We start from the raw sequence: 11,782 nt of genomic DNA on the forward strand, positions 1-11,782 counted from the left end.
CTGCCGTACCGAACGATGACGGTACAAGGCCAACGCAATGACTAACCACACTACCTGCTGTGCTGGCAAACGTCTTCGTCGAATGCTCGCCTTACCTGTATGGCTGAGCGCCTGCTCGATCCACTCAACTGGCAGATGCTCACCCAGCCGTTGCCAATCAGGAGCGGGAAGATCTGCGGTTACAAGTGGGAGGGTATCGGCTAGCATCGGAACCGCAGGTTAACAGAGCCGCTACACGTTTACAACAGCCAAATGATCAAAGGCGGCTTAACTTAACCGCATTAGACTCTGACCCCAATTATGAGGAAATTGCTCGCCACGCGGAGAAATAGGGTCAGAGTCGAATAACGGGCAACTTTTAAAAGTTGTCAGTAAATTCGACTCCGACCCCGGGGTTAGCGGGCGTCGAGGGCGGTGCGGATGCCGGAGGTGAAGGTGCGGACGGCGTCGACGGCCTGCTCTTTCGGCGTGGACTCCAACTCCTGGATGATGCGGCTGCCGATGACGACGGCGTCGGCCACTTCCGCCACTGCCCTGGCGGTGGCGGCGTCGCGGATGCCGAAGCCGACGCCGATCGGGAGCTTCACGTGCTCGCGGATGGCGCTCACGCGGCGCGCCACGTCGGCGGTGTCGATGCTGCCGGCGCCCGTGACACCCTTCAGGGACACGTAGTAGCTGAAGCCGCCGCCATGCCTGGCTACCTGCTTCACGCGCTCGGTCGTCGACGTCGGCGCCAGCAGGAAGATCAGGTCGAGGCCGTTCTCGCGCATCGCCGACGCGAATTCGGTGCATTCCTCGGGCGGGTAGTCCACCACGATCGCGCCGTCCGCGCCGGCTTCCTTCGCGCAGCGGATGAATTCGTTCTGGCCGATGCGCTCGATCGGATTCGCGTAGCCCATCAGGACCACCGGCGTGGTCTGGTCATTCTTGCGGAACTCGCGCACGAAATTGAAGACGTCCTTCAGGCCGATGCCGAATTTCAGGGCGCGCTCGCAGGCGCGCTGGATCACCGGGCCTTCGGCCATCGGATCCGAGAAGGGGACGCCCAGTTCCAGGACGTTGGCGCCGCCCTCGACCAGGGCGTGCATCAGCGGCACGGTCAGCTCGGGGCCCGGGTCGCCCGCGGTGATGAAGGTGACGAGGCCGGTCTTGTTCTGCGCCTTGAGCGCGTTGAAGGTCTGTTCGATTCGGGACATGCTGTTTCTTTCAGTGTGTTGTCATCAATGGTCGAGGGATCAGCTGAAATCCAGCCCCATCCGCTGCGCCACCGTGTGCATGTCCTTGTCGCCACGGCCCGACAGGTTGACCAGGATGATCTTGTCCTTCGGCAGGGTCTGCGCCAGCTTGACCGCGTGCGCGATCGCGTGCGACGACTCCAGCGCCGGAATGATGCCTTCGATGCGGCAGCAGTCGTGGAAGGCGGCCAGCGCTTCGTCGTCCGTGATCGAGACATACTGCGCACGCGCCGAATCCTTCAGCCACGCGTGCTCAGGACCCACGCCCGGATAGTCCAGGCCCGCCGACACCGAGTGCGTCTCGATGATCTGGCCGTTCTCGTCCTGCAGCAGGTAGGTGCGGTTGCCGTGCAGGACGCCCGGGATCCCGGCCGTCAGCGAGGCCGCGTGCTTGCCCGAATCGAGGCCCTCGCCCGCCGCTTCGACGCCGACCAGCTGCACGCCCGGCTCGCCGATGTACGGGTAGAAGATGCCCATCGCGTTCGAGCCGCCGCCGATGCAGGCGACCACGTAGTCGGGCTGGCGCCCGGCCAGCTCGGGCATCTGGACCCGGCATTCCTCGCCGATCACCGACTGGAAGTCGCGCACCATCATCGGATACGGGTGCGGGCCGGCCACCGTGCCGATGATGTAGAAGGTGTTCTCGATGTTGGTGACCCAGTCGCGCATCGCTTCGTTGAGCGCGTCCTTGAGCGTCTTCGAACCCGATTCCACCGGCACCACGGTCGCGCCCAGCAGCTTCATGCGGTAGACGTTCTGGGCCTGGCGCTTGACGTCCTCGGCGCCCATGTACACCACGCATTCGAGGCCGAAGCGGGCGCAGATGGTCGCGGTGGCGACGCCGTGCTGGCCGGCGCCGGTCTCGGCGATGATGCGCTGCTTGCCCATGCGGCGCGCCAGCAGGGCCTGGCCGATCACGTTGTTGATCTTGTGCGCGCCCGTGTGGTTCAGGTCTTCGCGCTTGAAGTAGATCTGGGCGCCGCCCGCCAGTTCGGACCAGCGGCGCGCGTGGTACACCGGCGAGGGCCGGCCGACGAAGTGCGCCAGCTCGTAGCGGAATTCTTCGAGGAACTCGGGATCGCTCGAATAGCGCGCATAGGCGTCGTTCAGCTCGGCCAGCGCATGCGACAGGGTTTCGGCGACAAAGCTGCCGCCATAGGGGCCGAAGTGCCCGCTGGTGTCGGGCATCGGATAATCGGGGGTCTTGAACAGTGCGGCGGCGCCGCGTTCAGGGATGGCTTTCATGGGTGGTCTCGCTCGAAATGATGGCATCGGCAGCCCGCACGGCCGACACGAAGTCGGCGATCTTGCGGGCGTCCTTGATCCCCTTCTGCGCTTCGACACCACTGCTGATGTCGACGGCAAAGGGACGTACACGCACCACTGCGTCAGTCGCGTTTTGTACGCTCAAGCCACCACTCAAAACGACCCGAGGCGCGAGCTCTTTTGGGATGAGAGACCAATCGAAGACCTTTCCTGCCCCGCCATAAGCGTCCACGAAGGTATCGAGCAGCAGGCTCGAGAACCATGGACTGGCGGCGCGGTATGCAAGTTCGTATTCTAGCAAAGCCGATGGCGCGGTGTCCGGCTTTACGCGGAAGGCGCGCACGAAGGGCCGCTGCACGGCGGCGGCGATCTGCGCGCACTGCTCGGGCGTTTCATCGCCGTGGAACTGGATCAGCGCCAGCGGCGCGCGCTCCGCCACCGCGCGCACCTCCTCCACGCTCGGGTTCACGAACAGCGCGACCGCACTGACGAAAGGCGGCAGCGCCGCGCACAGCCGCCCCGCCTGTTCGGGCGTGACGTAGCGCGGGCTCTTCGGGTAAAACACGAAGCCGAGGGCGTCGGCGCCGGCATCGACCGCCGCGCGCAGGTCTTGCTCGCGGGTGATGCCGCAGATCTTGATACGGGTGCGTTGCATGCTCTTCCTTACAGCCAGGGAAGGGGCGGCGCCGACTCCTGCGGCAGGCCCCACTTCGGATCGTACTCGATTTTGGCGAAATACAGCCCGTCCGGCATGAAGGTGGGCGCGGCCACGTCGCGCGAGCGGCTCGCCAGCACCTCGGCCATCCAGCCCGGTTCGTTGCGGCCGGTGCCGACGTAGATGAGCGAACCGACGATGTTGCGCACCATGTGGTGCAGGAAGGCGCTGGCGCGCACGGTGAAGACGATGATGTCGCCGTGGCGCACGATGCTCACCTCGTGCATGTCCTTGACCGGCGTGTTGGCCTGGCAGCCCGAGGCGCGGAAGGCCGAGAAGTCATGGGTGCCGATCAGGTGCCGGCCGGCTTCCAGCATGCGCTCGACGTCGAGCGGACGGAACACCCACCCTGCCCGTCCCGCCAGCAGCGCCGACGGATTGGCGTGGTTGTACAGCACGTAGTGGTAGGTGCGCGAGCGCGCCGAGAAGCGCGCGTGGAAGTCCTGGCCGTCGGCGTCCTGCGGGACCTCGGCGGCCCAGCGCACCACGATCGAGTCGGGCAGGAAGGTATTCACGCCGCGCACCCAGGACTGCGGCGCGCGGTCGAGCTCCGTGTCGAAATGGACCACCTGCTCGATCGCGTGCACGCCGGCGTCGGTGCGGCCGGCGCAGGTCGTGTGCAGCGGCACGGTGGCGAACTTCTCCAGCGCGATCTCGAGCCGGTCCTGCACGGTGTTGCGGTCGGGTTGCTTCTGGTAGCCGCTCCAGCCGGTGCCCACGTACTGGACACCGAGTGCGATGCGCCTCACGCCAGCAGCTCGCGCATGGCGCTGGCCTTGCCGACCTGCTCGTGGTTGCCGCCCTTGATGACTTCATCCAGCAGTTCGCGCGCGCCCTCCTTGTCGCCGATCTCCTGGTAGGCGATCGCCAGGTCGAGCTTGGTTTCCATTTCCATGTGCTCGGGCGACATCTCGCCCACGGCCACGTCCTGGTCGGCGAAGTCCAGGTCCGGCAGCGCGCCGGCGGATTCGAAGGCCGCCGGCGCGCCCCTCGGCGCGTCGGACGGCAGGTCGAGGTCGATGTCGGCCAGGTCGAACTTCGGCTCCATCGGCGCGGCCGGCGCCGGCGCCGCCGCGACGATCGGCTCCTCGGTGGAAAACTCCGGCAGCGCGAACGGATCGTCGTCCGGTTCGACGCTCTCCACCGGAGCAGCCGCTGCGGCCGCCGGAGCGGCCGGCGCGCCGAAGTCCATCATGTCGAGGTCGAACAGCGGATCGTCCGACAGGCTGGCGGCGGGCGCAGGCGCCGGGCGGACCTCCGGGGCTTCCTCGGCGGCCGGGGCGCCTGGCGCGGCCGGGGCGCTGAAGTCCATGGCGTCGAGGTCGAACAGCGGGTCGTCCAGCTCCTTGCCTGGGGCGGCCTGCTCCGGCATCGCCGGCAGCGGCGGCAGCTCGTCGAATTCCCTGGCCAGGCCGGCCATGTCGACGGACGGCTGCTGCGCCTGCGGCGACAGGGCGAGCGTGAAGTCTTCGTCATCCGCCTCGACGGCCGGCTCGGCCTTGGCGGGTTCGTCGAAGCTCATGTCGAAGGCCAGGTCGAAGGGCTCGCTGGATGCCGTCGGCCCGGCAGCGGGAGCAGCCGCTTCCGGCGCGCCGGGCGCTTCGATCGGATCCAGCGTGAATTCGAATTCCGGCAGCGCGGTGGCGTCGGCGTTCGCCTGCGGCGCCATGGCCGGCTCGCTGTTCGTCACCGGCTCGAAGCTCAGGCCGCCGAGATCGAAGTCGAGCGAGTTGTCGTCGGCCTGCTGGGCCGTGTCCAGCTCGGGCGCCAGGGCGGTAGCCGACGCGCCGGCGGACGTGATGTCCAACGCGGTATCCGGCACCGCGGTGAAGTCGGCGTCGTCGTGCTTGGCGAGCGCAACGCCGCCCACCGCGCCCGCCGCGAACGCCGCCGCTGCCGGCGCGCCGCCACGGAAGGCGTTTTCCAGCTGCTGCGACAGCATCGACTGCTGGCTGCGTTCCTGGGTCGCCGGCGCGGCGCCCGCATACAGCGGATTCTGCGGATCGATGCCCAGCCCCAGCGTGGCGGCCTGGGCCCACTCCTCGCCCTGGCCACGGGTCAGGCCATACAGCTCGCTGGCCTGGCTCTCGAAGGCGCGCAGGTCCTTGCGCGCCGCGTAGATCTCCAGCAGCTTGAGGCGCACCGCATGGCGCTCCGGATGGGTGCGCAGCGCTTCCTTCAGGATTTCCTCGGCCTGGGCGTCGCGGCCGTAGGCGATGTAGACATCCGCTTCGGCGACCGGATCGACTTCATTGGTGTCGAGCTGGCTGGCCGAGGGCGCGAAGCTGGAGTTGAACACGCTGTTGTTGGTATCGACGCTCTGGCCGCCGGTTTCGGCGAACAGCGAGTGCGCGGCCTGGGTCGGCGCGCCCGGCACGGACGGCTCGGCATGGACCGGCTTGTCCGCTTCCTGCCTGCGCTTGCGGCGCTGGGCCAGGCCCAGGCCGCCCAGCAGCAGCACGGCGGCGCCGGCGGCGAGCAGCTGGATGTTGTCCATCAGGGTGTCGACCAGGGTCGGCTCCGGCGGCGGCGGCGGCGTGGCCCGCTTCGGCTTGGCGACCGGCTTCTTCTCGACAGGCGCCTCGCCCTCGGCAGCCGCCGCCGGTTCGCCAGCCGCGGTGTTCTGCGCCTCGGCGCCCGCGCGGCTCTTCACCGTCATCATGCTTTCGAGTTCGTTGACGTTCTTTTCGAGTTCCTTGACGCGGGCCTGGGCCAGGGCCAGTTCCTTTTCCCTCGCCACCGTGTCCTCGACGCTGGCGGTCGCGCCCGCGCTAGCGCCGGCGGCGCCCGGCACCGCCTTCGACAGGCGCAGCTGGTCGCGCGACTCGTTGGCCGCGGTCGGACGTTCCTCGACCTGGGCCGTGATCTTGCCGGCCGCGCTCTGGCCGGCCTGCGGCGCCGGCGCCGGGGCGCTGGCGGCCACCTGCCCCGCCAGCTTGTTGCGGTAGGCATTGAAGTCGGCGGCATGGGCGATCACCACGCCGCGCGCCTCGCCTTCGCCGCTGCCGCGCAGTGCCTGCGCATCCGGCACCGTCAGGATCTGGCCCGACTTCAGGCGGTTCATGTTGTTGCCGATGAAGGCGTCCGGATTGGCGCGGTACAGCGCCACCAGCATCATGTCGAGCGAGATGTCGGCCGGCTTGAGCCTGGTGGCGATGCGGCCCAGGGTGTCGCCCGCACGCACGCGGTAGCGCGACGGCGCATCGGGCGCTGCGCCGGCAGGACCTTCCGCGGCCGCGCGTTCGGTGCGGCGCGCCGGTTCTTCCGCGCGTGGCGCTGGCGCGGGCGCGGGGGTGCTGGCCGCCGGCGCCTGGGCGCGCGGCGCGGCCGCAGCCGCTGCGCCGGCCGCGGCCACCTGGGCCGGCTGGGGCGTGCGCAATTCGGCCGGATCGAGCAGGAAGGTGTACTCCCGCACCAGGCGGCCGTTATTCCAGGTCAGCTCGAGCAGCATGTCGACGAAAGGCTCGTTCAAGGGCTGGCTCGAGGACAGGCGGATGACCGGACGCCCGCCGCGCTGCTCGACGGCGAAGCGCAGCGACAGCAGCGCCGGGTTGAATTCGATATTCGCGCTCCGGAACGCCTCCGGGGAGGCCAGCTTGACCGTCATGCCGGTCGGATCCTCGCTGGGGGTGGTCGTCAGTTCGATCTCGGCGCGCAAGGGCTGGCCGAGCGCCGACAGCACCGTCAGCTTCCCCAGCCCGGCCGCGCTGGACGCCGAGGACAGGAACACTGCACTGGCCACGGCTGCGGTGATCGATTTCAGCGCAAACGCCATGAGCGGAGGACGGTGGGAGAAATGCATAATTGGCAGCGAGAGAAAAGTTGACCTAGGGAAAGACGAATTCCGGGAGTCTCAACATAACATCATGCTCTGGAGCATGCAAGCTCTCCACGCACATCGGCGCGGGGGGAAGGGAGGATATGTGGCCAGAATGACCGAGGATGATGACGGATATCTAACGACCGATATCGATTATGCACGGCCGGCGGGCGCCGGCCGCTTTCGCGGGATGGCGGGCGCTGCCCGCCATCCCGGCTTGCCCTTAGCGGTCCAGCAGGATGCGCAGCATGCGGCGCAGCGGCTCGGCCGCGCCCCACAGCAGCTGGTCGCCGACGGTGAAGGCCGACAGGTAGTCGCCGCCCATCGACATCTTGCGCAGGCGGCCGACCGGAATCGTCAGGCCACCGGTGACGGCGGCCGGCGACAGGTCGCGCATCGACGCTTCGCGGGTGTTCGGCACCACCTTCACCCACTGGTTGTGGGAAGCGATGATGTCGTTGATCTCGTCCAGCGGCACGTCCCTGGTCAGCTTGATGGTCAGCGCCTGCGAGTGGCAGCGCATCGCGCCGATGCGCACGCACAGGCCGTCCACGGGAATCGCCTTCGAACCGAAGCTGTCGCCCAGGCCCAGGATCTTGTTGGTCTCGGCGCCGGCCTTCCACTCTTCCTTCGACTGGCCGTTGCCCAGGTCCTTGTCGATCCACGGGATCAGGTTGCCGGCCAGCGGCACGCCGAACTGCCTGGTCTCTTCGCCCGAGAGGCCATGCTGGGTCGCCAGCACGGTGCGGTCGATCTCGAGGATCGCCGACGCCGGGTCGTCCAGCAGCGGCTTGACCGCGCCATTGATGGTGCCGAACTGGGTCAGCAGCTCGCGCATGTGCTGGGCGCCGCCGCCGGAAGCCGCCTGGTAGGTCATGGAGGTCATCCACTCGACCAGGCCCTTCTCGAACAGGCCGCCCAGGCCGATCAGCATGCACGACACGGTGCAGTTGCCGCCGATGTAGTTCTTCACGCCGCGGGTCAGCGCGTTCTTGATCACGTCCTTGTTGACCGGGTCGAGCACGATGACGGCGTCGTCATTCATGCGCAGGGTCGAGGCGGCGTCGATCCAGTAGCCGTTCCAGCCGGCGGCGCGCAGTTTCGGGAACACTTCGGTGGTGTAGTCGCCGCCCTGGCACGAGATGATGATCTCGCACTTGGACAGTTCGGCGATGTCGGCGGCGCTCTTCAGCGTGGTTTCGTTCTTCGCCATCTTCGGCGCAGCGCCGCCCGGATTCGACGTCGTGAAAAACACCGGCTCGATGTGGTCGAAATCGCCCTCTTCCTGCATGCGCTGCATCAGGACGGAACCGACCATGCCGCGCCAACCTACCAGACCCACTAATTTCATGATCTTCCCTCTTTTATATATGTAAATCTCTTACGGGAGGGCCGCGAGAACCGCGTTGCCCATCTCTTCGGTGCCCACCTTGGTGGTGCCTGCTTCGTAAATGTCGGGAGTGCGCAGCCCCTGCGCCAGCACGCGCTTGACGGCCGTCTCGATACGGTCGGCCTGCTCGGTGCGGCCGAGCGAGAAGCGCAGCATCATCGCGGCGGACAAAATGGTCGCCAGCGGATTCGCCACGCCCTGGCCGGCGATATCGGGCGCCGAACCGTGCGAAGGCTCGTACAGGCCCTTGTTGTTGGCGTCGAGCGAGGCCGAAGGCAGCATGCCGATCGAACCGGTCAGCATGGCCGCCGCATCGGACAGGATGTCGCCGAACATGTTGCCGGTGACGATCACGTCGAACTTCTTCGGCGCGCGCACCAGCTGCATCGCCGCGTTGTCGACGTACATGTGTTCAAGCTCGACGTCCTGGTATTCCTTGTGCACGTCGGTGACGATGTCGCGCCAGAACTGGAAGGTTTCCAGCACGTTGGCCTTGTCCACGCTGGTCACGCGGCGGTCGCGCTTTTGCGCGGCCTGGAAGGCCACGTGGGCGATGCGGCGGATTTCGCCTTCGGCGTAGCGCATGGTGTCGAAGCCCTCGCGCTGGCCCTGGAAGGGGCCGTCGGGGCATTCACGCACGCCGCGCGGCTTGCCGAAATAGATGTCGCCGGTCAGTTCGCGGATGATCAGGATGTCCAGGCCGGACACGACTTCGGGCTTGAGCGTGGAGGCGCCCGCCAGTTCCGGATACAGGATGGCCGGACGCAGGTTGGCGAACAGGCCGAGTTCCTTGCGCAGGCCGAGGATGGCCTGCTCGGGACGCAGCGCGCGCTCGAGCTTGTCGTACTTGTAGTCGCCGACGGCGCCGAACAGCACCGCGTCGGCTTCCTTGGCCAGCTTCAGGGTGCCTTCAGGCAGCGGGTGGCCGTGCGCGGCATAGCCGGCGCCGCCGACTTCCGCGGTTTCCATCTCGAACGGTTCGCCGAGCGCATTCAGGACCTTGACCGCCTGGGCCATGATCTCCGGGCCGATGCCGTCACCCGGCAGGATCGCAATTTTCATCCGCTTATTCCGTTTCTTTCAGTTCTTAAATCGAGTTGGCCAGCCACGGCTGGGCCGCGAGGTGGCGCTGCTCGTAGGCGCGGATCTCGTCCGCGTGGCGCAGGGTCAGGCCGATGTCGTCCAGGCCGTTGAGCAGGCAGTACTTGCGGAACTCGTCGATCGCGAAGCCGTAGGACAGGCTGCCATCGAGCGTGCCGATACGCTGCTGCTCCAGGTCCACCACCAGGGTGAAGCCTTCCTTGCCTTCCACCGCCTGGAACAGGGTCTCGACATCCTGCTCGGACAGCACCACCGGCAGCAGGCCGCTCTTGTAGCAGTTGTTGAAGAAGATGTCGGCGAAGCTCGGCGCGACGATGGCGCGGAAGCCGTACTGCTGCAGCGCCCACGGTGCGTGCTCGCGCGAGGAGCCGCAGCCGAAGTTCTTGCGGGTCAGCAGGATCGAGGCCCCCTGGTAGCGCGGCTGGTTCAGCACGAACTCCGGGTTCAGCGGACGGCCGCTGTTGTCCTGGCCCGGCTCGCCGTGGTCCAGGTAGCGCCATTCGTCGAACAGGTTCGGACCGAAGCCGGTGCGCCGGATCGATTTCAGGAACTGCTTCGGAATGATGGCGTCAGTGTCGACGTTGGCGCGGTCGAGCGGCGCCACCAGTCCTTCGTGTACGGTGAATTTATCCATTTGCTAGGCTCCCCATGCCGCTCTCGCGGCTGTTGTTCTTATTTGCCGCCGGCGCCGGTCACGACCTGGCCGACCTTCTGCACGTCGCGGCCGATGCCGGAGATCGTGTTGCAGCCTGCCAGCAGGACAGCGATAAGCGAGAGAGCGAATACTTTTTTCATGATGTTCCTGGATCCAAAAAACGGTAGGTCTGGTCTTAACGCATCAGAGGGCGCGTACGTCGACAAAGTGGCCCGTGATGCCGGCCGCCGCCGCCATCGCCGGCGAGACCAGGTGGGTACGGCCGCCCTGCCCCTGGCGTCCCTCGAAGTTGCGGTTCGAGGTCGAGGCGCAGCGCTCGCCCGGTTCCAGGCGGTCGGCGTTCATCGCCAGGCACATCGAGCAGCCCGGCTCGCGCCATTCGAAGCCGGCTTCCTTGAAGATCTTGTCGAGGCCTTCGCGCTCGGCCTGCTCCTTGACCAGGCCGGAACCCGGCACGACCATCGCCAGCTTGACGCTGGACGCGCGCTGGCGGCCGCGCACCACCTCGGCGGCGGCGCGCAGGTCTTCGATGCGCGAGTTGGTGCAGGAACCGATGAACACCTTGTCGATCGCGATCTCGTCGATCGGGGTGTTGGGCGCCAGGTCCATGTAGGCCAGCGCCTTTTCCATGGCGCCGCGGCGCACCGGATCGGCTTCCTCGCGCGGATCGGGCACGCGGCCGTCGATCGAGGTCACCATCTCGGGCGAGGTGCCCCAGGTGACCTGCGGGCGGATTTCCGCGGCGTCGAGCGTGACGACGGTGTCGAATTGCGCGCCTTCGTCGGTGTGCAGGGTGCGCCAGTAGGCGACCGCCTGGTCCCAGTGCTCCGCCCTGGGCGAGAACGGACGGCCCTTGACGTAGTCGATGGTGGTGTCGTCCACGGCGACCATTCCGGCGCGCGCGCCCGCTTCGATCGCCATGTTACAGATGGTCATGCGGCCTTCCATCGACAGCGAGCGGATGGTCGAGCCGGCGAATTCGATCGCGTAGCCGGTGCCGCCGGCGGTGCCGATCTTGCCGATCACGGCCAGCACGATGTCCTTGGCGGTCACGCCCGGCGGCATGTCGCCGTCGACCTGGACCAGCATCGATTTCGACTTCTTGGCCAGCAGGGTCTGGGTGGCCAGCACGTGCTCGACCTCGGAGGTGCCGATGCCGTGCGCCAGGCAGCCGAAGGCGCCGTGGGTCGAGGTGTGCGAGTCGCCGCACACGACGGTCATGCCCGGCAGGGTCGCGCCCTGCTCCGGCCCGATCACGTGCACGATGCCCTGGCGCTTGTCGTTCATGTTGAAGTAGGTGAGGCCGAAGCTCTTCGCGTTGGCGTCGAGGGTTTCGACCTGCAGGCGCGAAGTCGGGTCGGCGATGCCGTGGGCGCGGTCGGTGGTCGGCACGTTGTGGTCGGCCACGGCCAGGTTGGCCGAGGTGCGCCATAGCCCGCGGCCGGCTTCGCGCAGGCCTTCGAACGCCTGCGGGCTGGTCACTTCGTGCACCAGGTGGCGGTCGATATACAGGACAGTGGTGCCATCGGCGTCGGCACGCACGACATGGGAATCCCAGAGTTTGTCGTAAAGCGTTTTTTGCATGGTCAATCCAGTAATA

11 protein-coding genes are annotated in these 11,782 nt (G+C 67.2%); all 11 read right to left on the bottom strand.

The window, feature by feature from the left end; all coding sequences use genetic code 11:
* On the bottom strand, nucleotides 1-207 hold a 207-nt coding region (locus tag H162_RS33315), incomplete at its 3' end, for a transposase domain-containing protein (protein ID WP_211223723.1).
* A 188-nt stretch (nucleotides 208-395) separates the two neighbouring features.
* Nucleotides 396-1,196: a tryptophan synthase subunit alpha gene (gene trpA / locus H162_RS0118320; protein ID WP_020654947.1), complete on the bottom strand. Its 801-nt coding sequence runs from the start codon at nucleotides 1,194-1,196 to the stop codon at nucleotides 396-398.
* A 39-nt stretch (nucleotides 1,197-1,235) separates the two neighbouring features.
* On the bottom strand, nucleotides 1,236-2,480 hold the full coding sequence (trpB, locus tag H162_RS0118325; protein WP_020654948.1) for a tryptophan synthase subunit beta: 1,245 nt from the start codon (nucleotides 2,478-2,480) through the stop codon (nucleotides 1,236-1,238).
* The gene (locus H162_RS0118330; protein ID WP_020654949.1) at nucleotides 2,464-3,156 is read right to left on the bottom strand and encodes a phosphoribosylanthranilate isomerase; all 693 of its coding nucleotides are present in this window, start codon (nucleotides 3,154-3,156) and stop codon (nucleotides 2,464-2,466) included. The genes trpB and H162_RS0118330 overlap by 17 nt, the downstream gene beginning before the upstream one ends.
* Before the next feature lie 8 nt (nucleotides 3,157-3,164).
* Entirely contained in the window at nucleotides 3,165-3,965 is an 801-nt protein-coding gene (gene truA, locus H162_RS0118335; protein WP_020654950.1) for a tRNA pseudouridine(38-40) synthase TruA, read from the bottom strand.
* Nucleotides 3,962-7,018, bottom strand: coding sequence for a motility hub landmark protein FimV (locus tag H162_RS0118340; protein WP_040787678.1), 3,057 nt, complete (start codon nucleotides 7,016-7,018; stop codon nucleotides 3,962-3,964). Before H162_RS0118340 ends, truA begins: the two co-directional genes overlap by 4 nt.
* A gap of 241 nt (nucleotides 7,019-7,259) precedes the next feature.
* Complete coding sequence (gene asd, locus H162_RS0118345; protein ID WP_084677057.1) at nucleotides 7,260-8,387, bottom strand: aspartate-semialdehyde dehydrogenase; 1,128 nt, start codon at nucleotides 8,385-8,387, stop codon at nucleotides 7,260-7,262.
* 30 nt (nucleotides 8,388-8,417) lie between these two features.
* Entirely contained in the window at nucleotides 8,418-9,488 is a 1,071-nt protein-coding gene (gene leuB / locus H162_RS0118350; RefSeq protein ID WP_020654953.1) for a 3-isopropylmalate dehydrogenase, read from the bottom strand.
* 25 nt (nucleotides 9,489-9,513) lie between these two features.
* Nucleotides 9,514-10,161: a 3-isopropylmalate dehydratase small subunit gene (gene leuD, locus H162_RS0118355; RefSeq protein ID WP_020654954.1), complete on the bottom strand. Its 648-nt coding sequence runs from the start codon at nucleotides 10,159-10,161 to the stop codon at nucleotides 9,514-9,516.
* Nucleotides 10,162-10,199: 38 nt separating this feature from the next.
* Complete coding sequence (locus H162_RS33320; protein WP_020654955.1) at nucleotides 10,200-10,322, bottom strand: lipoprotein; 123 nt, start codon at nucleotides 10,320-10,322, stop codon at nucleotides 10,200-10,202.
* Nucleotides 10,323-10,365: 43 nt separating this feature from the next.
* The gene (gene leuC / locus H162_RS0118365) at nucleotides 10,366-11,766 is read right to left on the bottom strand and encodes a 3-isopropylmalate dehydratase large subunit (protein WP_020654956.1); all 1,401 of its coding nucleotides are present in this window, start codon (nucleotides 11,764-11,766) and stop codon (nucleotides 10,366-10,368) included.
* Nucleotides 11,767-11,782: the final 16 nt, after the last annotated feature.

Source organism: Massilia niastensis DSM 21313 (genome assembly GCF_000382345.1).
Taxonomy (GTDB): Bacteria; Pseudomonadota; Gammaproteobacteria; order Burkholderiales; family Burkholderiaceae_D; genus Telluria; species Telluria niastensis.

Coding starts and splice junctions, on each gene's coding strand:
- trpB (WP_020654948.1), bottom strand. CDS start 2,480: ATGAAAGCCATCCCTGAACGCGGCGCCGCCGCACTGTTCAAGACCCCC.
- leuD (WP_020654954.1), bottom strand. CDS start 10,161: ATGGATAAATTCACCGTACACGAAGGACTGGTGGCGCCGCTCGACCGC.
- asd (WP_084677057.1), bottom strand. CDS start 8,387: ATGAAATTAGTGGGTCTGGTAGGTTGGCGCGGCATGGTCGGTTCCGTC.
- H162_RS33320 (WP_020654955.1), bottom strand. CDS start 10,322: ATGAAAAAAGTATTCGCTCTCTCGCTTATCGCTGTCCTGCTGGCAGGC.
- H162_RS0118330 (WP_020654949.1), bottom strand. CDS start 3,156: ATGCAACGCACCCGTATCAAGATCTGCGGCATCACCCGCGAGCAAGAC.
- leuB (WP_020654953.1), bottom strand. CDS start 9,488: ATGAAAATTGCGATCCTGCCGGGTGACGGCATCGGCCCGGAGATCATG.
- leuC (WP_020654956.1), bottom strand. CDS start 11,766: ATGCAAAAAACGCTTTACGACAAACTCTGGGATTCCCATGTCGTGCGT.
- H162_RS0118340 (WP_040787678.1), bottom strand. CDS start 7,018: ATGCATTTCTCCCACCGTCCTCCGCTCATGGCGTTTGCGCTGAAATCG.
- trpA (WP_020654947.1), bottom strand. CDS start 1,196: ATGTCCCGAATCGAACAGACCTTCAACGCGCTCAAGGCGCAGAACAAG.